The sequence below is a fragment of the Rhodoblastus acidophilus genome, from assembly GCF_025961575.1.
Classification (GTDB): domain Bacteria; phylum Pseudomonadota; class Alphaproteobacteria; order Rhizobiales; family Beijerinckiaceae; genus Rhodoblastus; species Rhodoblastus acidophilus_C.
Map to the genome: position 1 here is coordinate 54,492 of NZ_JAOQNX010000024.1, position 21,096 is coordinate 75,587.

Annotated in this window: 27 protein-coding genes; 15 read left to right on the plus strand and 12 right to left on the minus strand. The window is 66.6% G+C overall.

Going from position 1 to position 21,096, the window contains the following annotated elements; all coding sequences use genetic code 11:
* The first annotated feature begins 176 nt into the window (after positions 1 to 176).
* The 3 genes from M2320_RS16640 to M2320_RS16650 all read left to right on the plus strand — a co-directional run bounded on the left by M2320_RS16640 (position 177) and on the right by M2320_RS16650 (position 3,122).
* Positions 177 to 1,118 (plus strand): septal ring lytic transglycosylase RlpA family protein, encoded by a 942-nt coding sequence (locus M2320_RS16640; RefSeq protein ID WP_264598230.1) that lies wholly within the window; start codon positions 177 to 179, stop codon positions 1,116 to 1,118.
* A gap of 103 nt (positions 1,119 to 1,221) precedes the next feature.
* Positions 1,222 to 2,412: a D-alanyl-D-alanine carboxypeptidase family protein gene (locus M2320_RS16645; protein WP_264598231.1), complete on the plus strand. Its 1,191-nt coding sequence runs from the start codon at positions 1,222 to 1,224 to the stop codon at positions 2,410 to 2,412.
* Positions 2,412 to 3,122, plus strand: coding sequence for a class I SAM-dependent methyltransferase (locus M2320_RS16650; RefSeq protein ID WP_264598232.1), 711 nt, complete (start codon positions 2,412 to 2,414; stop codon positions 3,120 to 3,122). Before M2320_RS16645 ends, M2320_RS16650 begins: the two co-directional genes overlap by 1 nt.
* On the opposite strand, the gene M2320_RS16655 is transcribed toward M2320_RS16650, so the two are convergent.
* From M2320_RS16655 to M2320_RS16690, 8 genes are all read right to left on the minus strand, one after another.
* Positions 3,105 to 3,554 carry a MarR family winged helix-turn-helix transcriptional regulator gene (locus M2320_RS16655; protein ID WP_264598233.1) on the minus strand — a complete coding sequence of 150 codons (450 nt, stop codon included), beginning with the start codon at positions 3,552 to 3,554 and terminating at the stop codon, positions 3,105 to 3,107. The genes M2320_RS16650 and M2320_RS16655 overlap by 18 nt on opposite strands.
* 12 nt (positions 3,555 to 3,566) lie before the next feature.
* Positions 3,567 to 4,043 carry a DUF2269 family protein gene (locus M2320_RS16660; protein WP_264598234.1) on the minus strand — a complete coding sequence of 159 codons (477 nt, stop codon included), beginning with the start codon at positions 4,041 to 4,043 and terminating at the stop codon, positions 3,567 to 3,569.
* A 79-nt stretch (positions 4,044 to 4,122) separates the two neighbouring features.
* A complete protein-coding gene (locus M2320_RS16665; RefSeq protein ID WP_264598235.1) occupies positions 4,123 to 4,542 on the minus strand; it encodes a PaaI family thioesterase in 420 nt (139 codons plus the stop codon).
* 96 nt (positions 4,543 to 4,638) lie between these two features.
* Positions 4,639 to 5,460 (minus strand): nucleoside triphosphate pyrophosphohydrolase, encoded by an 822-nt coding sequence (gene mazG / locus M2320_RS16670; protein WP_264598236.1) that lies wholly within the window; start codon positions 5,458 to 5,460, stop codon positions 4,639 to 4,641.
* Positions 5,461 to 5,529: 69 nt separating this feature from the next.
* Positions 5,530 to 6,204, minus strand: coding sequence for a cold-shock protein (locus tag M2320_RS16675; RefSeq protein WP_184427989.1), 675 nt, complete (start codon positions 6,202 to 6,204; stop codon positions 5,530 to 5,532).
* Positions 6,205 to 6,673: 469 nt separating this feature from the next.
* Entirely contained in the window at positions 6,674 to 7,273 is a 600-nt protein-coding gene (locus M2320_RS16680) for an alpha/beta family hydrolase (RefSeq protein WP_264598237.1), read from the minus strand.
* 308 nt (positions 7,274 to 7,581) lie between these two features.
* Positions 7,582 to 8,592 (minus strand): protease SohB, encoded by a 1,011-nt coding sequence (gene sohB, locus M2320_RS16685; RefSeq protein ID WP_264598238.1) that lies wholly within the window; start codon positions 8,590 to 8,592, stop codon positions 7,582 to 7,584.
* A 103-nt stretch (positions 8,593 to 8,695) separates the two neighbouring features.
* Entirely contained in the window at positions 8,696 to 9,337 is a 642-nt protein-coding gene (locus M2320_RS16690) for a hypothetical protein (RefSeq protein ID WP_264598239.1), read from the minus strand.
* A gap of 70 nt (positions 9,338 to 9,407) precedes the next feature.
* On the opposite strand from M2320_RS16690, the gene M2320_RS16695 reads away from it, so the two are divergent.
* Entirely contained in the window at positions 9,408 to 9,938 is a 531-nt protein-coding gene (locus tag M2320_RS16695) for a gamma carbonic anhydrase family protein (RefSeq protein ID WP_264598240.1), read from the plus strand.
* Between the two features lie 48 nt (positions 9,939 to 9,986).
* On the opposite strand, the gene M2320_RS16700 is transcribed toward M2320_RS16695, so the two are convergent.
* A complete protein-coding gene (locus M2320_RS16700; RefSeq protein ID WP_264598241.1) occupies positions 9,987 to 10,709 on the minus strand; it encodes a CpsD/CapB family tyrosine-protein kinase in 723 nt (240 codons plus the stop codon).
* 152 nt (positions 10,710 to 10,861) lie between these two features.
* Between M2320_RS16700 and M2320_RS16705 the strand changes: the two genes are divergently transcribed.
* From M2320_RS16705 to M2320_RS16715, 3 genes are read left to right on the plus strand one after another with little or no spacing between them, the layout of a single operon-like run.
* The gene (locus tag M2320_RS16705; RefSeq protein WP_264598242.1) at positions 10,862 to 11,593 is read left to right on the plus strand and encodes an exopolysaccharide biosynthesis polyprenyl glycosylphosphotransferase; all 732 of its coding nucleotides are present in this window, start codon (positions 10,862 to 10,864) and stop codon (positions 11,591 to 11,593) included.
* Positions 11,594 to 11,607: 14 nt separating this feature from the next.
* Entirely contained in the window at positions 11,608 to 12,141 is a 534-nt protein-coding gene (locus tag M2320_RS16710) for an acyltransferase (RefSeq protein WP_319801445.1), read from the plus strand.
* Complete coding sequence (locus M2320_RS16715; protein WP_264598243.1) at positions 12,138 to 13,547, plus strand: right-handed parallel beta-helix repeat-containing protein; 1,410 nt, start codon at positions 12,138 to 12,140, stop codon at positions 13,545 to 13,547. Before M2320_RS16710 ends, M2320_RS16715 begins: the two co-directional genes overlap by 4 nt.
* Here the strand turns inward: M2320_RS16715 and M2320_RS16720 are convergent.
* The gene (locus M2320_RS16720; RefSeq protein WP_264598244.1) at positions 13,535 to 14,050 is read right to left on the minus strand and encodes a hypothetical protein; all 516 of its coding nucleotides are present in this window, start codon (positions 14,048 to 14,050) and stop codon (positions 13,535 to 13,537) included. The genes M2320_RS16715 and M2320_RS16720 overlap by 13 nt on opposite strands.
* Positions 14,051 to 14,084: 34 nt before the next feature.
* On the opposite strand from M2320_RS16720, the gene M2320_RS16725 reads away from it, so the two are divergent.
* The 5 genes from M2320_RS16725 to M2320_RS16745 are packed head-to-tail and all read left to right on the plus strand — an operon-like array spanning position 14,085 to position 18,024.
* A complete protein-coding gene (locus tag M2320_RS16725; RefSeq protein ID WP_264598245.1) occupies positions 14,085 to 14,927 on the plus strand; it encodes a lipopolysaccharide biosynthesis protein in 843 nt (280 codons plus the stop codon).
* The gene (locus M2320_RS16730; protein ID WP_264598246.1) at positions 14,924 to 16,447 is read left to right on the plus strand and encodes an O-antigen ligase family protein; all 1,524 of its coding nucleotides are present in this window, start codon (positions 14,924 to 14,926) and stop codon (positions 16,445 to 16,447) included. The genes M2320_RS16725 and M2320_RS16730 overlap by 4 nt, the downstream gene beginning before the upstream one ends.
* 27 nt (positions 16,448 to 16,474) lie before the next feature.
* A complete protein-coding gene (locus M2320_RS16735) occupies positions 16,475 to 17,065 on the plus strand; it encodes a PadR family transcriptional regulator (protein ID WP_425540689.1) in 591 nt (196 codons plus the stop codon).
* Positions 17,066 to 17,080: 15 nt separating this feature from the next.
* Positions 17,081 to 17,605, plus strand: coding sequence for a ubiquinol-cytochrome c reductase iron-sulfur subunit (gene petA / locus M2320_RS16740; RefSeq protein WP_264598247.1), 525 nt, complete (start codon positions 17,081 to 17,083; stop codon positions 17,603 to 17,605).
* On the plus strand, positions 17,602 to 18,024 hold the full coding sequence (locus M2320_RS16745) for a NifB/NifX family molybdenum-iron cluster-binding protein (protein ID WP_319801446.1): 423 nt from the start codon (positions 17,602 to 17,604) through the stop codon (positions 18,022 to 18,024). The genes petA and M2320_RS16745 overlap by 4 nt, the downstream gene beginning before the upstream one ends.
* Before the next feature lie 162 nt (positions 18,025 to 18,186).
* Here M2320_RS16745 and M2320_RS16750 read toward each other — a convergent pair whose 3' ends face one another.
* Both M2320_RS16750 and M2320_RS16755 read right to left on the minus strand, forming a co-directional pair.
* Positions 18,187 to 18,579: a permease gene (locus M2320_RS16750; protein WP_264598248.1), complete on the minus strand. Its 393-nt coding sequence runs from the start codon at positions 18,577 to 18,579 to the stop codon at positions 18,187 to 18,189.
* A complete protein-coding gene (locus M2320_RS16755) occupies positions 18,576 to 18,770 on the minus strand; it encodes a hypothetical protein (protein ID WP_319801447.1) in 195 nt (64 codons plus the stop codon). The genes M2320_RS16750 and M2320_RS16755 overlap by 4 nt, the downstream gene beginning before the upstream one ends.
* Before the next feature lie 300 nt (positions 18,771 to 19,070).
* Between M2320_RS16755 and M2320_RS16760 the strand changes: the two genes are divergently transcribed.
* The 3 genes from M2320_RS16760 to M2320_RS16770 are packed head-to-tail and all read left to right on the plus strand — an operon-like array spanning position 19,071 to position 21,094.
* On the plus strand, positions 19,071 to 19,328 hold the full coding sequence (locus M2320_RS16760; RefSeq protein WP_264598249.1) for a 4Fe-4S dicluster domain-containing protein: 258 nt from the start codon (positions 19,071 to 19,073) through the stop codon (positions 19,326 to 19,328).
* Positions 19,329 to 19,352: 24 nt separating this feature from the next.
* The gene (locus M2320_RS16765) at positions 19,353 to 20,018 is read left to right on the plus strand and encodes a corrinoid protein (RefSeq protein WP_184428001.1); all 666 of its coding nucleotides are present in this window, start codon (positions 19,353 to 19,355) and stop codon (positions 20,016 to 20,018) included.
* On the plus strand, positions 20,015 to 21,094 hold the full coding sequence (locus M2320_RS16770) for a uroporphyrinogen decarboxylase family protein (protein WP_264598250.1): 1,080 nt from the start codon (positions 20,015 to 20,017) through the stop codon (positions 21,092 to 21,094). Before M2320_RS16765 ends, M2320_RS16770 begins: the two co-directional genes overlap by 4 nt.
* Positions 21,095 to 21,096: the final 2 nt, after the last annotated feature.

Consider the following 21,096-nt stretch of genomic DNA (forward strand, 5'->3'; position numbering starts at 1 on the left):
CCGCCTCAATCCTTGACCACCTTTCACCTTCACGAAACCGTGATCTGTCGCGCGCGGCGCGGCCGCGAGGGCCGGTAACCATTTGGAAACTTTCGGCACGCATGGTCGAGCCTGAAAGATTTGAATAAAATCCCGCGCTTTGGGCGGCGCGGCGCAACGAGGATGTCAGATCGCTGATGAAACGTCTCGTCACTCTCGGCCTGGTGATCGCTGCTCTTGGCCTCGGCGGCTGCGCCCAGCGGCAACAGACTGCGTTCAAATCCCACGGCAAGGAATATTTCCCCGAGTCGAAATATGGCCGGGCCAGTCCGCGCGTCATCGCCGAAGGTGAGGACGTGCCGAAGGGCGGCGGCCAGTATCTGGTGGGAAAACCCTATTCCGTCGCCGGCCACACCTATGTGCCGAGCGAACGCAAGTTTTCCGGCGTCGGTCTCGCCTCCTGGTATGGCGACGCTTTCCATGGCCGGCGCACCGCAAATGGCGAGGTCTACGACAAGGCCTCGATCAGCGGCGCCCATCCGACCATGCCGCTGCCGAGCTATGCGCGGGTCACCAACCTGCGCAATCACCATTCGATCATCGTCCGCGTCAACGACCGCGGCCCCTATCACGACAACCGCATCATGGACCTGTCCTCCCGCGCCGCGGAGGCGCTGGGGTACCGCCATATCGGCACCGCCAAGGTCAAGGTCGAATATGTCGGCAGGGCCTCGCTCGGCGGTTCCGACGACAACAAGCTGATGGCGACCCTGCGCGTCGACGGCAAGCCCGCGCAGCTCGACGACTTCTCCCTGTCGCCGACCATGGTGGCGGAGCGCGGGGAGCTTCCGGAGCAGCAGCCCGAACCCGTCCAGGCCGCGCGCGACATCGAGCGCGTCGCCATGGTTCAGCCGGCGAGCGCGCCGCAGGCCGCGCCGCGCTCGGATTACGTAGCGGTGAACCAGCCGCCGCCGCCGAGACGCCCCGCGGCCGAGCCACCGTCGCGGTCCGAAGATCTCGCGCCGGCGCCCGGGCCGGTCGCGCAGCTTCCCGAACATCCGCCCGCGCCGCCGCAGCGGCCGCTTGATCTCGGCGCAAGTTCGCGTACGGACAAGGCGATCCGGCTTTCCCGACGCTGAGGAATTTCCGCGGCTTGGCATCCCCCCGGTCATCGCATAGAAAATGAATAGCCTCCGCGCGCGCTGTGCGGAGACCCAAAGCATTGCCGGAATCGAGGGTCGTGTGAGAAAATTCGCCGTCCTGTTTTTTCTCCTGGGCGCCGCCTCGGGCGCGTGGGCGCAATCTGTTACGACCACCGCGCCACGCGCTTTGGTGATGGATGTGGGCACGGGCGCCGTTCTGTTCGACAAGGCGGCGGATGAGCCGACCGCGCCGGCCTCCGTGGTCAAGCTGATGACGGCGGAACTGGTGTTTCGCGACCTCAAGGGCGGCAAGATCACGCTCGACACCCAATTTCCCATCTCGGAACACGCCTGGAAGACGGCGCGGGGCGGGGCCTCCATGTTCGCGCGGCTCGGCGCCAACATCCGCGTCGAGGATTTGCTGCGCGGCCTGATCGTGCAGTCGGGCGCCGACGCGGCGGTGGCGCTCGCCGAAGGCCTTGGCGGCTCCGAGGAAAGTTTTGCCGGCATGATGAACAAGCGGGCGGACGAACTCGGCATGAGCCGCTCGCATTTCGTCGATTCCTGGGGCTCGGCCAATCCCGCGCAAACCGTCAGCGCCCGCGATCTCGCCCGTCTCGCCGAGCACGTCATAAAAACCTATCCGGAATATTATCACTTCTTCGGCGAGAAGGAGTTTACCTGGAGCAAGATCCGCCAGGTCAACCGCAATCCCATCCTGTTCAATGAGGTGAATGGCGACGGGCTGAAGGTCGGCAATCTGCCCGACGGCGGGTTCAATCTGGTGGGCTCCGCGGTGAACGGCGACCGGCGGCTGATCGTCGTCGTGCTGGACGCCAAAACCGCCAAGGACCGCGCCGAGGAAGCCCGCAAGCTGTTCAACTGGGGTTTTCGCGGGTTTGAGGTGAAGGAACTGCTGGCGGCGGACGAGCAGGTCGGCGTCGCCAAGGTTTATGGCGGCGCCAAGGCCGAGGCGCCGCTGCTGACCACCGCGCCGGTGCGGCTGATGGCGTCGCGCGGATCGACCGACAAGATTACGGGCAAGATCGTCTATACGGGCCCGCTGCTTGCGCCGGTGGCCGCGGGGACCGTGGTGGCGCGCCTGAAAATCTTCAGCGGTTCCACCCTGGCGATGGATGTCCCGCTGAAAACCGGCGAGGCCGTGGAGCTGGGCGATCTCAGCCAACGCGCCAAGGACGCCGCCTTCGAACTTGGCCTGCAGATTTTCCACAAGACGCTGTCGTCCGGCTTCAAGAGCGCCAAGAAGGCGGCGGCGAACGCGACGCAATGATGGCGGAAAAACCCGTTCACGAGGCGATCCCGGATGAGGATTTCGCCCGTCGCCGGATCGAGGCGCGGCAAAGACTCGACGCCATCGACCCCGCCCGACAGGGGCGCGGCGGCGATCCGTTTCGCCGCGATTGGTTCCACGCGGTCTATGCGCTGGCCGAGGGCGACGCCGCCAAGGTTCCCTGGGGCAATCTCAGCGCCCATCCCCATCTCTCGGACTGGCTGGCGAACACGCGCCTCGACGGCATGCGCGCGCTCGACATTGGCAGCGGCCTCGGCGACAACGCCGCCGCGCTGGCGGGGCAGGGGGCCGAGGTCACCGGCTTCGACCTCGTGGCCGACGCCGTCGATTGGGCGAAACAACGCTTTCCCCATATCGCGTTCCAAACGGCCGATCTGTTCGCCCCGCCGCCCGAATGGGCCGAAGCCTTCGATTTCATCAGCGAGATCTATACGCTACAGGCCTTGCCCGCCGACCTCCTGCCTCAGGCGCGGCAAGCGCTCGCTTGTTTTCTCAAGCCCGGCGGACAGCTTCTGGTGATCGCGCGCGCCCGCGACGAGACCCAAGCGATCGACGGTCCGCCCTGGCCGCTGACCCGCTCCGATTTGCTGGCGTTCGAAGCCTGCGGGCTGGCGGTGGAGGCGCTGGAGGACATTCCCCCTGGCGCCACGCCCAATCGCCACTGGCGGGCTCTATTCCGCAGGCCCTGACAGCGCGTCGATCATGCGGCGCAGCCGTGCAATGAATTGCACGCGGTCTGCCGCTTCGAAATCCTCAACCGCCCGGTCATTGACGGCCAGCGCTTCGGCGATCAGCGGCGTTTTCAGCGCACGCCCTTTTTCCGTGAGGCCGATCAGCACCTGCCGGCGGTTGCCGGGATCGGCGGCAAAGGTCACCAGATCATCGCGCTCCATGCGTTTGAGCGTGTTGGCGACGGTCGGCTGCTCGATGTCCAGCCGCCGCGCGATCTCCGACTGGGTGATTCCCTCCTGCTCCCACAGGATCAGCAAGACGGGGAATTGGCCGTGCGCGACGCCATATTTGCCCAAGCGACGGTCGAGCGCCCGGGCGAACAATCGCCCGAGCAGATTGACCATATAGCCGAGGCTGTCTTCGCGGCGAAACTCGCCCTCGGTCGTCATGAAAACCCTCGTTTACGCCGTCGCCGCCCGGCGCCGGAACAGGGTGGGCTTATAGAGACCCAGCGCGATCAGAGCCAGAGTCAGGGACACGTTGGCGACGCCAAACCCGTCCTCGGCGCGTATGGCGCGGGTGAGCGCTTCGCCGTATTCGCCCGCCTTGGCCAAGGCGAAGGCGCGGGCGCCGGCGGGAACGATGACGAAGGCGGTGTTGACGAGGATCAGCGCTGCCCCGCCGACATGCGCCGCCAGCCAGCCGATTTTGAGCGGGGAAAGGCGCGCCGCCGCCAACATGCCGGCGCCGGACGCGAGCAACAGCCCCAGGCCGGGCAGGGTGAGCAGTCGGGTGGCCTGGACGATCTGCGCGCGTGCGGCGAGGAAACTGGCGTCGCCGGGCGCCCCGGCGAGCGCGCCGGCGACGATGTGGCCGAAAATGCTGCCGAGAAACAGGGTCAGTCCCAGAAGATGAAGAAATTTGCAGGCACGATACATGCGTCGCTCCTATGTCCGAAAAAGACATAGCAAGCTATAAATCGCGGCGCCTTTAATAGCAAGCTATGATAATGCCTTTTCAGCGCGGATAGAGAATCATCTGCGTGCAGCGAAAAAGCGCCAGCGCGCGTCCGTTCGCATCAATCGCCTTGGCCTCCCAGACCTGGGTGGTTCGTCCGCCATGCGCCAGCCGCGCCTCCGCGCGCAAAAGCCCGGAACGCGCCGTACCGACGAAATTGCTCTTCAGCTCGATGGTGGTGAAGTTTTCCGCGCCCTCGGGGAGGCTGGCGATGCAGCCATAGCCGGCGGCGGTGTCGGCGAGGGTGATGATGGCGCCGGCGTGGAGATAGCCGTTGGGCGCGAGATGATGCGGCGCAATCTCCATTTCGATGTCGACCGCGCCCGGCGCCACATGCGTGACGGTCAAGCCGAGATGGTCCGGAAGGAACCCCTTCGCCATCGCGTTGAATGTTTCGGGATCGAGGCGTTTCTCCGCCATGATGGGCTCCGCGCAAAATGGTTCAGGATTGAACGTTGTGCGCGCAGCCTTGTCAAAATGCCGTTTTCCAATCTGCACTTGGCGGTGCGGCAAGGATCATTCCGCCGCCTTGGCCTCGTTCCAGAGCGCGTCCATCGCCTCGAGATCGACGTCGCCAAGCTTTTTGCCCTGCTTTTCGATGGCTTGTTCGATATAGCCGAACCGCCGTTCGAATTTTTGATTGGTGGCGCGCAGCGCCGCGTCCGGATCGGTTTTCAAGTGGCGGGCGAGGTTCGCCACCGCGAACAGCACATCGCCGATCTCCGCCGCCGCATGGCTGTTGTCGCCCTGGTTCAGCGCCTCCTCGACCTCGTCGCATTCCTCGCGAATCTTGGCCAGCACAAGACGCGCGTCGTTCCAATCGAAGCCGACCTTCGACGCCTTGTCCTGCAATTTGACGGCGCGGGCGAGGGCGGGGAGGAGGATCGGCACGTCCGCCAGAAAACCGCTGCGCGCCTGTTCGGGCAGGCCAGCGGCGCGGCGGCGCTCCGCCTTTTCCGCCTTCTCGCGGGCCTTGATCTCGGCCCAGACGCCTTCCACCTCCTGCGGCGTGCGCGCCTCGGGCGCGCCGAATACATGGGGATGGCGGCGGATCATCTTCTCGTTGATCGCCAGCACGACGGCGCCGAAGTCGAACAGGCCGCGCTCCTCGGCCAACCGGGACTGGAACACGACCTGCAACAGCAGATCGCCGAGTTCGTCGCAGAGATCGACGAAGTCCTCGCGCGCAATGGCGTCGGCGACCTCGCAGGCCTCTTCGATCGCATAGGGCGCCAGCGAGTGGAAATCCTGCGCGAGATCCCAGGCGCAGCCGATCTCGGGCGTGCGCAGACGCGCCATGATTTCGAGCAGGCGTGAAATATCGCGGGTCGGTTCCATGCTGGCCTCAAAAGAAAAGAGCAGGGCGGTTGACCGCCCTGCTCCGGGAAAATGTTGAAACCGTCAGGCTCAGGAGAGCGAGATGGCGACCGCTTCGCGGCCCTTCTGCGTGTCCACCACCTTCATGGTGACCGGCTGACCCTCGGCGAGACCGGAAATACCGGCGGAGCCAAGGATGGAGATGTGGACGAACACGTCCTTGCCGCCGTCGCTGGCCTGGACGAAGCCAAACCCCTTGGCGCCGTCGAACCACTTGACCGCGCCCTGGACTTCCACGGCGTTGGACAGGTCGGGCTGGCGGCGCTGCGGACGCGGCGAATCGCCGAAGGACGGACGCTGCGGCGCGCGCTCGGCGGCGCCGGCGGTGTCCACCTCGAGCACGCGGGTGACCTGCTGGCCCTTGACGCCATTGGCGACGAGCACCTTGAGCTTTGCGCCCGGAGGAACGTTCTCGTAACCGGCCTGCTGCAGCGCGCCGATGTGGAGGAAGGCGTCGCCCGCGCCATTGGAGAGCTCGACGAAGCCGAAGCCCTTGTCGCCCTTGAACCACTTCACCACGGCGTCGACGGAATTACCGACGGGGGCGGGCGGAGGCGGGGGAGCGAAATCGCCGAAACCGCCGCCCATGGGCTGACGGTCGAAGGTCTGGCGGGGTTGGCGAAACTGCCGCGGGCTGTCGAATGAGGGCCCATCGTCATCGAAACCGCGCTTCCTGGGGCCCCGGAAATCTTTACCTTTGCTCATGTCCGCTCTATTTAACTCCGCCTCATTTCAAAATGGCGCGGGACGTTCGCCTACGCCTATTGGCCCCGCGGCGCACCGGCCCAGGGAACCGCCAGCAGATGGTTCTGTGATTATTTTCAAGTCCAAAGCCCGCGCGTTCACTATTTAGCAGGAAAAGGCCAATTCTGGCTATGGGTAATTTCGCGGAATCGCACCGATTCATGGCGAAATTTCGCCCATTTGGAATTACCGTTACGGAACCCCTGCCATCCCAAGCTTTCCGGGCGTTTGCGCCGGAAATCGCAAGGAAAAATCGAGTGCTGCCGAGGCGCGCGGCGCGGCAGCGGACCGGTGGATGCGGGCAGAGGCTAGCTTCGAGGGGCACGGCGCCTCGCGAGCGCGCCTCGCCGGCCGCGTGTCTGGCGCGGTTTCAGGCGAGGCGATTCCCCTGAAACGACTCGCGATTCGCAGGGTCGCGCGCTTTGCTTCGCTAATGCTGCGTGAGGAAATCGGCGATCCCCAAGCGAATTTCGCCATCGACCTGATCCTGGCTGACGCCGCGCGCTTTGAGTTCGGTTTTCGAGACGACGAGCGAATGGTCGCCGCCCGCGACGACATGGAGCGCATTGGGGGCTTTCATGCGTTGGCGCACGCCCTCAAGCAGATCGAGGGGGCAGAGCCTGTCCTTCGTTCCCTGGACGAACAGGATCGGCGTCCTGAGGGCCAGAAGCGCTTCATCCCGAAGCTTCGACGGGTCGCCGCCGCCACAGAGCGGATATCCAAGGCAGATGACGGCGTCGACCGGTTCGACCAGGGCGACGTGACAACCGACGCGCCCGCCCATGCTTTTGCCGACCAGCACGATTGGTCCCGCATGAGTGTTTCGCACTTCCGCCAGCGCCGCCCGATGGGTCTCGATGAGCTTGGGCAACCGGTCCGGGCTTTTCCGGCCCTGGAGCGCATAGGAATAGTCGAAGGGGACAACGGTCCCAATCGTCTCCAACAGCGCGCGGAATTCCTGCATCCGCGGGTGCGTCGTCGGCGCGCCGGCGCCGGGCGCCAGAAGAAAGGCGATGTCTCGGGTGGTCATGGGGCGCTCACACCGGTGAAAGAAACGTGCAACGTTCTTCGTCGAGGAATGGGGATAGAGATGGGGGAGGCCACGAGGCTGATTCGCATAATCAACATTATGGAACTCATCTGTGCATCGGGATCGGGAGCGCGCTCTATGGGGATAGCCGCCACTTCCACGCGACCGCAGTCGTTGCGCAAGCCATAGCGGCGGCTCGCCGCAGGCGTCGCACACGACATGAGCCAACAGGAGCTCACGGCGAGCTTGCCGCCTGGAACGGGGTAGGGATCGCACGCGTTCACGCCCCCTGCCCTGGCCGCTCTCGATCAAGAACGCGCTTGGAGCGCCCCGAGCGGACTGAAGGCCGAAGCGCCATCAAGTCCAAAACGGCTGAGCACCTGTTGCAGAACCGTCCTGCGCGACGCCGTCCTGACCTCGAACAAACGGGCCTCGTCCTTCAAGCGGAAAAGAAGCTCGTCGCCTGTCGACAGGGCGTCGACAAGACCCAATCCGAGCGCCTCGCTGGCGAGCCAGACGTCGCCGGTCGCGACTTTGGCGAGGTCGACGCCCGGCCGGCGCTCGGCGACGAAAGTCTTGAAGATCGTGTGCGTGTCTTCGATCTTGCCGCGAAAATGCTCGCGCCCGGCCGGCGTGATCTCGCCCAGCATCGACACGGAGCGCTTGAATTCTCCGGCCGTCAGCTCCTCATAATCGATGTCGTTCTTCTTGAGCAGCCGGTGAAGATTCGGGACCTGCGCCACCACGCCGATCGAGCCGATCATGGCGAAGGGCGCGGCGACAATGGCGTCGGCCGCGCAAGCCATCATATAGCCGCCGCTCGCCGCCACCTGGTCGACGCAAACCGTGACCTTGACGCCGCGGTCGCGGAGCCGCGAGATTTCGGCGGCCCCGAGCCCATAGCCGGTGACCGTGCCGCCGGGGCTTTGCAGCCGCAACACCACCTCGTCCTGCTGCGGACGCGCGACGGTGAGCACGGCGTCGATCTCGCGCGAAAGGTTTTTCACCGCCGACGCCATCACATCGCCCTTGAAGCCGAGGACGAAGATGCGTTTGCCGGCGTCTTCCCCTTGCCGCGCCTTGGCCTCGCGTTTGCGCGCCTTGGCGCGCGCGCGGCGCTGCTTCTTGTCCAGGATTTCGGCGTCGAACTCGTCGCGCATCTGGTCGTAGCGCTCGTTGAGCGAACGCACGTCGATCTCGCGCCCTTTATCGCCGTCGCGACGGCTCAGGCGCGCCATCAGCGCCGCCAGCGCACCGACCGCCGCCACGATGAGAGCCGCCTTCAGCGCGAAGGCGGCGATATCCAGCCAGAAGCCCATGGTCTTCCTCCACCCGCGTCTTTTCACGCCTGCGCGCGCGACGCAAGGGAGTCACGCGATCGGCGGAAGGTCAATTGTTGGCGTTGCTGATGCGCCGCCGATCTCACGGGGTCAGCGCGCCGCGGGTCAGCTGCAGCGCATTGGCGCGCAGGCTGGCCCAGTGCGGCAGCCAGCGCGGATCGAAGCGCAGCGCCACATCGAGCCCATCAACTGAAAAATGGGCGAGACAGACCTCCGGCAGCCCGTCGGCCGGGATCTTTGGACGCTGGCAGCGGGCGGCGAAGTCCTGTCCGTCGGGGGCGGCGTAATAGAAATCCTCGCCCGCGAACGGCGAATGGTCCTCGAAGCGGCGCATCAGCAGACCGCCTTCGCTGACCTGAACCTCCGGCGCCAGATAGGGCGCGCGCTGGTCGGCCGGCGCGACACGGCCGGCGCCGCCGGCGTCGGGGGTCAAGGTGATGAACACCTGGGCGGCCCCCGCCTTGTCGGTTTCCCCGGCGCCGGGCAGCCGGCGCGGATCGGCGGCGGCCGGCGCGAAATCCGGCGCGAGCGCCACGAGATCGACGCGATTGGCCTCGAGCGGCCCCTCGCGCAGATAGGCCGAAGTGAAATGCAGCCGCTTCGACCCGATCGAGACCTCGACCATTTGCGGCGGCTGCGCCTCCGGCCAGAACCGCCAGGCCGCGGCCCCGCCGAGAACCAGCAGGATGGGAACAAAGCCGAGAAGAAGCAGCAGTCGGCGCATGGGACCCGCAAAGACGAAATGGCGGAATGGCTTTGAGCCGATTATTGTGGCGACCGCAAGGGAGAAAACCATGAGTCTCTATTCGCTCGACGGCGTGTCGCCGGAGCTGCCGGAAGACGGAAAATTTTTCGTCGCGCCCGACGCCAATCTGATCGGTCGGGTGCGGCTGCGCGAGGACGCCAATGTCTGGTTCGGCGCGACGCTGCGCGGCGACAATGAATGGATCGACGTCGGCGCGCGCGCCAACATCCAGGACGGCTCCGTCCTGCACACCGACATGGGTTGTCCGCTGACCATCGGCGCCGACGTGACCATTGGCCATTGCGTGATCCTGCACGGCTGCACGATCGGCGAGGGCAGCCTGATCGGCATGGGCGCGACGATCATGAACAATGCGAAAATCGGCAAGTTCTGCATCGTCGGCGCCAATGCGCTCGTCACCGAGGGCGCTGAATTCCCCGACTATTCCCTGATCGTCGGCGCCCCGGCCAAGCTCAGGAAGACGCTCGATCCCTCCTCCGCGGACGGGCTGCTGGGCAGCGCCCGCCACTATGTCGAGAACGCGCGCCGCTATCTCTCCGGCTTCAAGCGGATCGACTGAGGCCCAGGCGGCGCCGAACCTGAGTTCGTCATGGGAGAGCGGACGAACTCAGGCCCGCGCCCAGCGCGCCCCGACCACGCCGGCGATGGCGCAGCCATGGGCGCGCAGGCCCGCGCTGACGCGCTGCACGTCCTCGAAGCGCGCATCGTCGAGGCGCGCCGCGATCACGGCGGAGCCCGCGCGCGCCGCAATCACCGCGGCGTCGGCGCTTTCGAGCGCCGCAGGCGCGTCATAGATCACCAGATCGAACTCCCGCGCCCATTTCGCCGCAAGACGGGCGAACATTTTGGACGCCAGGAGATCCTGTGGATTGGACGGCGCCGCGCCGGCGGGCGCGAGCGCCAGATGCGGCGCGACCTCGTGGACGATGGGCGCGTCGCCCTGCCCCCGCGCCAGCGAATCCGCCAGACCGTCGCGGCGCGCCGGCAGCCCGAACAGGTGTGAAAGGCTTGGGCGGCGCAGATTGGCGTCGACCAGCAGCGTCTTCAACTCAAGCTGCGCGAAGGCGAGGGCGAGATTGCCCGCCAGCACGCTCGCGCCCTGCCCGATCCGCGCCGCGACCAGGGCGAAACTGCCGCCGCGCGCGAAACCGGCGGCCATCAGCGACGCGCGTATGGAGCGAATGGATTCGGCGGCTTCCCCGGCCGGCGCTCCTGCGACGCCAAGAAGCGGAGACAGGCGACTGTCGTCGGCGCGCATGCCCCGCGCAGCGACAGAGAGCCGGCCGGAGCGCCTCCGGGCGCGAGGCCCCAAATCGATCACCTCGGTCATTCCAGCCCCTCCGGCGCAACGTCTATGTGAAATTATCGACATTTCCTGTGCCGAAATGGAACAATCATGACAATGCGCAACGGCAGGTTGAATTAATTTTTGCTTAACAACCTGAATATGCCCAGCCACCCCGATCACACCGGGAGCCAGCGATGGAAGACATGTCCGGGACCGCCGCAGGCGCATATGACGACGATTCCTTCGGCGCCGCGCACGGCTTTGGCGCGGCGCAGGATACGGAACCCGCGCGGAACCGTCCGGCGCCTCATGGCGCGGCGCCGGCGCTCAGCCCCGAGGCGCGCGCGGCGAAAAGAGCCTTCGACCTTGTCGTGGCCGGCGCCGCGCTCCTGGCGCTCACCCCGCTGATGGCGGCGATCGCCCTCGCTATCCGTCTGGACAGTCCGGGGGCGCCGCTGTTCCGGCAGACGCGCGGCGGCCTGGGCGGCCGCACCTTCGGCATGTTCAAGTTCCGCACCATGTATCGGACCGAGGACGGGCCTGAGGTCGAACAAGCCCTGCCCGGCGACGGACGCATCACCCGGGTCGGCGCCTTCCTGCGCCGGACCAGCCTGGATGAACTGCCGCAATTGCTCAATGTCCTGCGCGGCGAAATGTCCCTTGTCGGCCCGCGACCGCACGCCTTGAAGCACGACCGGATGTTCGCCGCCCATGTGGAGGATTACGCGCTTCGCCAGCAGGTCGCCGCCGGCATGACCGGCTGGGCGCAGGTGCAGGGCGCGCGCGGACCGACGCAGACCGTGGAGCAGATCCGCCGCAGGGTCGAGCTTGATCTCTGGTATGTGCGCAACTGGAGCCTGGCGCTCGATGTCTCCATCCTGCTGCGCACGACGGCGGTGATGATCCAGGGTCACAACGCCATTTGAACGGGACGGGACCGGTGAGCCTGAACACGCAGATCGCGGCGGAGCGCCCGAAACCGGAGCGGAGAAACGGCGCGCCGCCCTCCCCCCTCAGACGCCTGATTCTGGCGTTGCGAAAGGCCGTGATCGCGGCGCGGCTCGGCTGGCTGCGCCGCGCCGGCATGGAGATTGGACGCGATTGCCTGATTTCGCTGCGCGCGCGGCTCGATCCGACCAACCCGCGCGGCATCCATATCGGCGACGGTGTGCTGATCGCCTTCGACGCCGTGATCTTCTCCCATGACCTTTCGCGCCATTTTCACGCCGACACCCATATCGGCGACAATTGCTTCATCGGCGCGCGCGCCATCGTGATGGCCGGCGTGCGGATCGGCGACAATTGCATCGTCGGCGCCGGCGCGGTGGTGACGCGGGACGCGCCCGCCGGCAGCGTCCTCGCCGGCAATCCCGCGCGCATCCTGCGCTCCGGCGTGGTCACGCGCAAATGGGGCATTCTGGCCGAAGCCTATCAGGAGGCGCTGGCCCGCGAACATTTGGGGACATCGCCATGAAGCGCATTCTCTTCGGCCTCGCGCTCGCCCTCCTCCCGAACATCGCCGGCGCCTGCGACGCGCCGAAGGATTTTTCCGGGCGCATCTTCCACGTCGATCCCGCGCGCGGCTCGCCGGAAGGCGACGGATCCGTGCAAAAACCCTGGCGCAGCCTCGCGGAGGTTTTGGATCCCGGGCGCGGGCTGATCGCCGCGCCGCGTCTGCGCCGCCAGCCGGACGGCGGTTTCGCCACTGAACCTGCGCAGGGCGGCCCCATTCGCGCCGGCGACGCGATCGAACTCGCCGATGGCGATTACGGCGACGTCACGCTGATCGGCTATGTGAATCCGGATTTCATCACCATCGCGGCGGCTCCGGGGGCCAAGCCTGTCGCCCACGGCCTGTTCATCGCCGGCGCCTCGCACTGGCTTGTGCGCGGGCTGACGTTTTCGGCCGCCTCCGGCGAGAGCGGGCCCGCAGGCGCCATTGTCGAGGCCGGCTCGCCCGCGCTCGGCCCCAGCGACCACATCGCCTTCATCCAGAACCGCTTTTTCACCAGCCCGAGCGTCGCCGACTGGCGCGAGGAGGACTGGGTGAACCGGCCGAAAATGTATGGTCTGGTGTCGCGGGCGGGCTGCGCGCTGGTGCGCGGCAATGAATTCTACCATCTGCGCAACGCGCTCGACATCGGCGGCGACGGCTCTCTCGTCGAGGACAATGTCTTCCACGATTTCGGCAATGACGCCATGGACTTCCACGCCAGCGACGTGACGATCCGGCGCAACCATGTTACGGCAAGCCGGCACCCTCCCGCCGAAAAGCTGCACCCCGACGGGATTCAGGGCTGGGCGCTCGACGGCGCCGTCCATCGCGACATCCTCATCGACGGCAACATCATCGCCAATCTCAACCCGTCCGAAGACAATTACATGCAGGGCGTTTCGATCTTCACCGGACGCTTTGAAAACGTCACCGTCCAGAACAATGTGGTCGCCACCAACACGTGGCATGGCGTCTCGCTTTATGGCGTGAAGGCCGCCAAGGTTCTCAACAATACGGTGGTCGCGACCCGGCCTGGTCAGCGCGACAGCTGGATTCTGATCCACGATTCCGCCGACCATTCCACGCGCGGCGAGGCGCTGGTGCGCAACAATATCGCGACGGCGATTGTCATCGAGAACGCCGACGTCACGCTCGACCATAATCTGACGGCTCTGCCGATCCGCGCGCAAAAACAGGCGCAGATCGTTGATGGCGGCGGCAACCGCGTCGCGCCGCTTTCTCCGTTCTTTCGCGTCTTTTCGCCGCAAACCGGCGCGCTCGACCTGCATTTGACCACCGCCGTCGCGGGTTCGGCCGAGGGCGTCCCGGAAACGGACGCGGAGGGGCGCAAACGCGCGGCCGGCGCCGGCGCCTATGCGCAATGAAGGCGCCGCGCGCCTGGCGAAGCGGCGCGGCGCTCTCCGGCAGCGCGGCGCTGGAGATCGCCCTGCCCTTCGCACGGATGCTGCTGCTCAGCCGCGCGCTGTCGCTGAGCGAACTCGGCTTCGCCTCGGCCCTGGCGACGGCTTACGCGCTTTACGACCAGATCACCGACATGGCGCTGCACCGCTGCGTCTACGCGGAAAGCCGTGACAATTTTGCCGGCGCATTGGCGGGCGCCCACGCTCTGCTGGCCTTGCGCGGGGTTGTGTTGGCGGCGCTGGCGCTGGCGCTCGCGCCCTTTGCCGCCTCGCTGTTCGGCCTTTCCGGCGGCGCCGGCGCATTCGCCGCCCTTGCCGGGCCGCTGTTGATACGGGGCTTCGAAAATCTGGCGCCGAAAGTGGCGGAGCGCGACTCGCTTTATGGCGCGCAATTGCGCGTCACCCTTTGCGGCGCGGCGCTTTCCTTGCTGGCGCTGGCGGCGACGCTGGCGCTGGGCGGCGGCCACGCCGCTCTGACCGCCTCGCTCTATGGCTTGGCGCTTGGGGCAGACGGTCGCGAGCCACGTGTTCGCCGACGCGCCCTACCGGCTGTCGTTCGGCGCCGCGTTCCAAAAGGCTTTGCGGTTCGGCGCGCCGCTGACGGCGAACGGATTGGGCCTCGCCGTCGCGGCGCAGGGGGATCGGCTGCTGGTCGGCGCGCTGCTCGGTCCCGAGGCGCTCGGGCTATATGTCGTCGCGATGTTGGCGGTGCTGGTGCCGGTCACGCTGGTCCAACGGATGATGGGCGCGCTGTGCGGCGCCGCGCTTTACAATTCCGGCGGCGACCGCACCGAAACACTGCGGCGGATCGCCCGCGCCGCGCCGGCGGTCGGCGCCTTTTACGCCTGCGGCGGGCTGGCCTTCGCCAACACGCTCGTGGCGCTGGCGTTCGGCCCGCGCTTCGTCCTGCCGTCGCTGGGTCTCGCCCTGCTCTGCGCCGCCGCCCTGCTCCGCATCGCCCGAGCCGAACCGTTCACGTCCCTGCTGCTGCTCGACCGGCGCACCAAGGAGGCGGCGCTTGGCAATCTTTCCGCATGGGCGGGCTTGCTTGTGTCCGCCGGACTGATGCTGGCGCATCCCGGCGTTGAATCCGCTTTGTTCGGCCGGGCGCTGGGCGAGGCGATCGCGCTCAGCGTCACATTTTCGCTGACGCGCCCGATGCTGGGCGCCGCCGCGGCCGATTTTGCCAAAGCGCTCGCTTTCGCTTGCCTCCTGACGCTGATCGCAAGCCTGCCCGTCCCCGGCGCCCCCACCGCGCTGGTCTGCGCGGCGCTGGCCGCCGCCGCCCTGACCCGCATCCTGATCCGAGGTGAGGCGCCGGCGCGCGTCGGAGCGGCGCCATGATCGCGGTCGGCCTTCCCGCGCTGGGGCTGCTCGCCTATGCGCTGGCGGCAGGCGCGGTGGCCGCGCTCGGTTCGCCGCTGGCGAGCCTCGGCATGCTCCTCCCCCTGAGTGGGCTGCTGCTGCTGCTCCTGCCCGACCAGGAGTTGGTTCCGCCGCGTCTCGTCGCCGCCGCCTTTGTCGGCATGGTGGCGGCGCACCTATGCCTGCCGACCTATTACATGATCCAGACGCAGGGCCTGCCGTGGATTTCGCTGCGCCGGCTCACCTTGCTGGCCCTGGTCGCGGCGGCGCTGGCGCATTTGGCCACTTCGGCGCGATCGCGCCAACAGATGATTTCGGCGCTGGGCGCCGCCCCCGTCCTGCTGGCGCTGAACATCGGGTTCGACGTCATGGCCGGGCTCTCCGTGCTGTTTTCCGTCGATCCCGGCGCCGCGGCCCAGGCCTATGTGGAAGCGGCTTTCTCCTGGCGCCTGCCCTTTCTCGCCTGCCTGATCGTCGTCGCCGACGAGGCCGACGGCGCCCGGCTCGTGCGGCTGATCGGCCTGCTGAGCCTGCCGGTGGCGGCGCTCGGCATCGCCGATTTTATCGCCGAGCGCAATTTCGCCCTGGACCTTCTGCCGAAAGCGCTGCTTGCCCGCATGGCGGAAAACAATCCCGGCATCAAATTGCTGGTCGAGTTCAACCCCTGGCGCAACGGGTTTTTCCGCGCGGTGTCGATCTTCAACACGCCGCTCTCCCTCGGCGAATTCGCCGCCATCTGTGCGCCGCTCGGCGGATTTCTGCTGTTGCACGGCGCCGGGCGCAAGGACCGGGCGCTCGGCGCCTCCGTGATCGTCGCCGCGCTGGCCTGTCTGTTCGTGTGCGGATCACGCGGCGGCTCCGTGGGATTTCTGGTCGCCATGCCCCTTCTCGGGCTGTGCTGGGCTTTCCGCCTGTGGCGCAGGCGCGAAGACCTGTCCGGCCCGATCGCGTCCGTCGCCGTGGCCATGACCGGCGCCGCGGCGCTCACAACGGTTCTCGCCTGGAAACGCCTGTTCAACATCGTGTTCGGCGGCGGCGATTCCGTCGGCAGCACCGCCTCGCGCACCGAACAGGCGGCTGCCGCCTGGCCCTTCATCCTCGATGAGCCCGTGGTCGGCCATGGCCTGGGCCTGGCCGCGACCGTGCTCGACTGGCGGTCCGCGCCGGGCGCGCCGACCAGCGTCGATTCCTACCTGATTTCGGTCCTGGTCGAGACCGGCTTTCCCGGCGCCTTTTGCTATTTCGCCGCCTTCGCGCTCGCCGCCGCCATTTGTCTTAAGATATATCTGTACGATCGCGACGCGCGGGCGGCGCTGGCCGGGCCGCTGGGCTGTGCGCTGATCGCCTACGGCATTTACCGGCTGGCTCTGTCGCAGAAGGAAAACCAGACTTTGGTGTTCATCCTGCTGGCGCTGGCCTTTATCTGCATCCGCGAGGCCAGGGACCGACGGCGCACCCGAAGATATATCTTGCGGAATAGCATCGAAAGAGCTATCTGAAGTTATATCTTTTAGGGAGCGCCGGCTTTGGAACAAAATTGCGCATCGGGCGGCCCGGGCTGCGGCGGCAAGGGGCGCGGCTTCGGCTGGCGCGGCGGTCGCGGCGGGGGTGGAGGCGGCGGTGAATTCCGCATCGGCCGCATGCTCGCCCAGGGCGACTTGAAGCTGATCGCGCTGGCGCTGATCGCTCAACAGCCGCGCCACGGCTACGACATCATCAAGGCGCTCGAAGAGCGGACCGGCGGCCTCTACGCGCCGAGCCCCGGCGTCGTCTATCCGACGCTCACCTATCTCGAGGACGTCGGCCATGTGACCTCACAGGCCGAGGGGGTGAAAAAGCTCTACGCGATCACGCCCGAGGGTCGCGCCTTCCTCAATGAAAACATCGTTCTCGCCGAGGCCGTTCTCGACCGCCTCGCCGCCCTGGGGGCGCGCGTGGCGATGTCTCAGGCGCAGCCGCGGGAAGACGCCCCCTCCCCTGGCCTGCCGCCGCTGGTCGAGGCGGCTCTGGTCAACCTGCGCGCCGTCGCCGCGAAACAGCTCGCGGCCGATGCCGACGCCGAAGCCGAAGTGGTCGCGCTGCTCGCGCGCGCCGCCGGCGATATCCGCAAACTTTGATCTGGAGGACAGGACATGACAGCTGCTTCTCTCGAAGCCCCGAACCGTCGCGACATTCTGCTGGTGGCGACGGGAACCGCCGCGGCCGTTGGCGCGGCCGCCACCGCTTGGCCGCTGATCGCGCAAATGAGCCCGACCGCCGCGACCGTGGCCGCCGGCGCGCCGCTGGTCGTCGACCTCTCGGCCATTCCGGTCGGCGGCTCGATCCAGGTGTTCTGGCGCGGCAAGCCGGTGTTCATCAATCATCGCAGCCCGCAGGAGATCGCCGCCGCCCGCGCCGACGATGGCGTGATCGACCCGCAGCCCGACGCCGAGCGCGTCAAGCCCGGCCATGAGCAATGGCTGGTTGTAAACGGAACCTGCACCCATCTCGGCTGCATCCCGGCCAATCACGAAGGCGATTACGGCGGCTGGTTCTGCCACTGCCACGGTTCGCAATACGATGGCTCCGGCCGCGTGCGCAAAGGACCCGCGCCGAAAAACCTGGCCCTCGTCCCCTATTCATTTCTCTCGGACACGCAGATCCAGATCGGCGCGTGACCGAATTTCAGCCTGAAAGGAAAACCATGCGCATCGCCGTCGCCAGCCAGAATTTTGAGGATGTCACGGGACATGCGGGGATGGCCCGCCGCTTCATCATCTTCTCCGCCGAGCCCGGCCAGCCGCCGCGCGAGGCGAAGCGGATCGAACTGGCCAAAGACCAGACCATCCACTCGGCGGACCCGGAAGCCGACCACCCGCTCGACGAGGTGGAAGCCCTGATCGCCAGCAGCGCCGGCGGCGGTTTCGTCAGCCGCATGGCGCAGCGCGGCGTGATGACCGTCATCACCTCGGAAACCAACCCGGCCAAGGCGGTGGCCGATTTTCTCTCCGGCAAGCTGGCCGCGCCGGCGCCGCACGACCACGACCGCGACCACGAGGAAGAGGGCGGCTGCTGCTGCGGCGCCGGCGCCCACTGACAGCTTGAAAGCGGCCCGGCGCGACGCCGGGCCGCTTTCCCCAGGCTCACAGACGAACTGTGATCAGCCGAAGGACAGGGACAAGCCGTCGAAAAATCAAGCCGCGAGCCATTTCGCGACGTCCCGGGCTTGGGAAGCCCGCCGGCATGGACCACCTTGCCGTCAACGGCGCGCCAGCGGATACGATACGAACAGCGGCGCGGCGGAGCAGGAGCAGAACGGTGTGAAAACGCCGAGCGTCGCGGCGGCGGTATTGCTGAAACCCTCGCGCCGGCCGGCAAGCAGCGCGCGCGTGCGCTTGGGTGAGCAGAATCTGCGCGCGATCCCCATGGCGAACACGACCAGCGTCAGCAGCATGATGACCTTCGGCGCGTCGTAGACGAAGAAGCGCGCGGCCTCCTCCATGCGGCTGTTGGGAACCACAGGCAGCCATTCGACCACCCAGGCGGAGACATCCTCCAGACGCCGGTAGTGGACGAACCACAGCGCGACCGCGGCGACCACATGGAATGTGCAGGACCGGGTTCCGCCCGGTCGCGAAACGTCGGCGCTCATGCCGCATCCTCCCGGGCTTCCGGCGTCGCCGCCATGACCGCATCGATGATGGCGACGATGTCAGGCGCGAGCTTCGGATTGCGGCGGCAGCGCACCCATTGGGCGTCGCGTCGGTCGACGACCAGGCCGGCGACTCTTAGCGCGAGCATATGCCGCGACATGCGCGACGGGCTGGCGTCGATTTTCTTCATCAGCTCGCAAACGCAATGCTCCTCGCCATCCCAGAGGAGGCGGATTGCGGCGTGGGCTCGGCCAGAGCTGAAAGGACGGCGACGCCGTCTTGCATGCGCACATGATATGCAAACATGCGCTTATGCGCCGTGATGCATATCAACGGCGGCGCCGTCGTCGCTTGCGCCATACGCGCGCCGTGGCGGAGCTCGTCCTTGACTTAAATAATTTTGTACATAGATTTAGTATACTAATTACGGCTCAGCTTGGTTCGCATCCCGGTGATGCGCCCCTTCGGCCAGGAAGCGATTTGCTCTGACATGCCTCACTCTTCGACACTTCTCGCCGAGCCCGTTTCGGCCCCCTCGCAATGCGCGGCCTGCGCCGCCGACTGCCTGGAAGCCTGTTTCAACGACGCCATCGTCGCCGCGGAGCGCGGCGGCGTCGAAATCCTGGAAGACAATTGCGCCGGCTGCGGCGCCTGCGTCCCCGCCTGCGACTTCGGCCTCATCCGCCTGCAGGATGGCGTCGCCCAGTTCCGCCTGCCCGCCGCTTCGGCAAAAGCCCCCCGCCCTTAACCCCGCCCCATTGGGAGTGAATGCATGTCCGCCGACGAACAAAAGAGACTTTACGAGCAATTGGCGACCGCCGTCTTCGAGCTGGACGAACAGCTGACCAAGCTGCTGTCGCAGGAAGTGCTGGATCGCGGCTATGACGCCTGGCAGGCGGTCGAGCGCGGACTTCTGGAGGGCGTCAACCGCGCCGGCCGGCTGTTCGACGAGGAGGAATATTTCGTTCCCGAACTGCTGATCGCCGCCGACGCCATGTATGCCGGCCTCGCCATCCTGCGTCCGCACATCAAGACCCACCACTCCGGTTTCAACCGCCGCGTCGTCATCGGCGTCGTCCAGGGCGACACCCATGACATCGGCAAGAATCTGGTGCGCATCATGCTCGAAGTCGCCGGCTTTGAAGTCCACGATCTCGGCCGCGACGTGCCGCCGCAAAAATTCGTCGAGACCGCCATTGCGGTGAAGGCCGACCTGATCGCCCTCTCCACCCTGATGACCACCACCATGGAGCGCATGGGCGAAGTGGTCTCGATTCTCGAAGCCGAAAAGGTGCGCAACCGCTTCAAGGTGATCGTCGGCGGCTCGCCGCTGTCGCAGCAGTTTTCGGATCGCATCGGCGCCGACGGCTATGCGCCCAAGGCGGCGCAGGCCGTCGAACTCGCCAAACGTCTCGTCGGATTGAGCAACGCCGCATGACCATCTCCATTCGCACCGAAACCCGCGAGGAGCTGACGCCGCTCGAGCGCGTCGTGCTGGCCTTGCAATACAAGAAACCCGATCGCGTCCCCGCGGCGCCGCTGGTCTGCGGCGCCTCCTGCCGCGTGCTGGGCTATTCCTACGACCGCTGGTCGCAGGACCCGAAAGTGGCCGTCGCCAGCCTGCTCGCTGCGCAGGACCTGATCGAATTCGACGGTTTTCTCACCCTGGTCGATCTCTCCGTCGAAGCCGAGGATTTCGGCCAGGAAGTGCTCTTTCCCGAACGCAGCACCGCCGCGCCCAATTTCGACAACCCCTTCATCAAGACCGCCGACGATTACATCAAGGTCAAACCGGTGGATCCGCGCAAGTCGCGGCGCATGTCGACGGTGATCGAGATCGTGCGCGGGCTGGTGGAGGCGCGCGGCGACCGCGTGCCGACCATGGGGTTTGTCTATGGCCCGCTCGGCGTGCTCTCGCAGATTCGCGGCCATGCCGAACTCTTCAAGGACATCATCCGCCATCCCGACCGGGTGCTGGAGGCGGTGCACACGATCAACAATGTGCTGATCGAATATGCCAAGGCGCAGATCGAGGCCGGCGCGCACGCCATCGTGCTCGACCCCCTCTATTCCTCCGCGAGCATTTTGAAGAAATCCACCTGGGTGAAATTCGAGGCCGAAATCTTCAAATCGGTGGCCGACGCCATCCGCGACGCCGGCGTGCCGGTGATCGTGCACAATTGCGGCGGCGGCGTCTATTTCGACGCGGTGCTGGAGCACATCAGCCCGATCGCCATTTCCCACGCCTATCCCGCGCATGGCTCGGCCAGCTGGAAGCACCACGCCGACGCCTGGGCGAAGAAAGTGGTCAGCATCGGCGTCGCCGATCCGGCGAAACTCGGGCATGAATTCTCGCAGGCGCAGGTGCTGGAGGATTGTCGCGAGCAGATCGAGACGTTTGGGATCGCCGAAGGCGGCTTCATCCTCTCCAGCGGCTGCGAATTCCCGCCCAACGGCAATCTGTTGAGCGCCCGCACCATGGTGCAGGCGGCGCGGCTTTACGGCCGGTATTGAGC

Excerpts from the sequence above, each read along its gene's own strand:
- M2320_RS16640 (WP_264598230.1), top strand. The coding sequence starts at position 177 with ATGAAACGTCTCGTCACTCTCGGCCTGGTGATCGCTGCTCTTGGCCTC.
- M2320_RS16650 (WP_264598232.1), top strand. The coding sequence starts at position 2,412 with ATGGCGGAAAAACCCGTTCACGAGGCGATCCCGGATGAGGATTTCGCC.
- M2320_RS16655 (WP_264598233.1), bottom strand. The coding sequence starts at position 3,554 with ATGACGACCGAGGGCGAGTTTCGCCGCGAAGACAGCCTCGGCTATATG.
- M2320_RS16660 (WP_264598234.1), bottom strand. The coding sequence starts at position 4,043 with ATGTATCGTGCCTGCAAATTTCTTCATCTTCTGGGACTGACCCTGTTT.
- M2320_RS16665 (WP_264598235.1), bottom strand. The coding sequence starts at position 4,542 with ATGGCGGAGAAACGCCTCGATCCCGAAACATTCAACGCGATGGCGAAG.
- mazG (WP_264598236.1), bottom strand. The coding sequence starts at position 5,460 with ATGGAACCGACCCGCGATATTTCACGCCTGCTCGAAATCATGGCGCGT.
- M2320_RS16675 (WP_184427989.1), bottom strand. The coding sequence starts at position 6,204 with ATGAGCAAAGGTAAAGATTTCCGGGGCCCCAGGAAGCGCGGTTTCGAT.
- M2320_RS16680 (WP_264598237.1), bottom strand. The coding sequence starts at position 7,273 with ATGACCACCCGAGACATCGCCTTTCTTCTGGCGCCCGGCGCCGGCGCG.
- sohB (WP_264598238.1), bottom strand. The coding sequence starts at position 8,592 with ATGGGCTTCTGGCTGGATATCGCCGCCTTCGCGCTGAAGGCGGCTCTC.
- M2320_RS16690 (WP_264598239.1), bottom strand. The coding sequence starts at position 9,337 with ATGCGCCGACTGCTGCTTCTTCTCGGCTTTGTTCCCATCCTGCTGGTT.
- M2320_RS16695 (WP_264598240.1), top strand. The coding sequence starts at position 9,408 with ATGAGTCTCTATTCGCTCGACGGCGTGTCGCCGGAGCTGCCGGAAGAC.
- M2320_RS16700 (WP_264598241.1), bottom strand. The coding sequence starts at position 10,709 with ATGACCGAGGTGATCGATTTGGGGCCTCGCGCCCGGAGGCGCTCCGGC.
- M2320_RS16705 (WP_264598242.1), top strand. The coding sequence starts at position 10,862 with ATGGAAGACATGTCCGGGACCGCCGCAGGCGCATATGACGACGATTCC.
- M2320_RS16715 (WP_264598243.1), top strand. The coding sequence starts at position 12,138 with ATGAAGCGCATTCTCTTCGGCCTCGCGCTCGCCCTCCTCCCGAACATC.
- M2320_RS16730 (WP_264598246.1), top strand. The coding sequence starts at position 14,924 with ATGATCGCGGTCGGCCTTCCCGCGCTGGGGCTGCTCGCCTATGCGCTG.
- petA (WP_264598247.1), top strand. The coding sequence starts at position 17,081 with ATGACAGCTGCTTCTCTCGAAGCCCCGAACCGTCGCGACATTCTGCTG.
- M2320_RS16750 (WP_264598248.1), bottom strand. The coding sequence starts at position 18,579 with ATGAGCGCCGACGTTTCGCGACCGGGCGGAACCCGGTCCTGCACATTC.
- M2320_RS16755 (WP_319801447.1), bottom strand. The coding sequence starts at position 18,770 with ATGAAGAAAATCGACGCCAGCCCGTCGCGCATGTCGCGGCATATGCTC.
- M2320_RS16760 (WP_264598249.1), top strand. The coding sequence starts at position 19,071 with ATGCCTCACTCTTCGACACTTCTCGCCGAGCCCGTTTCGGCCCCCTCG.
- M2320_RS16765 (WP_184428001.1), top strand. The coding sequence starts at position 19,353 with ATGTCCGCCGACGAACAAAAGAGACTTTACGAGCAATTGGCGACCGCC.
- M2320_RS16770 (WP_264598250.1), top strand. The coding sequence starts at position 20,015 with ATGACCATCTCCATTCGCACCGAAACCCGCGAGGAGCTGACGCCGCTC.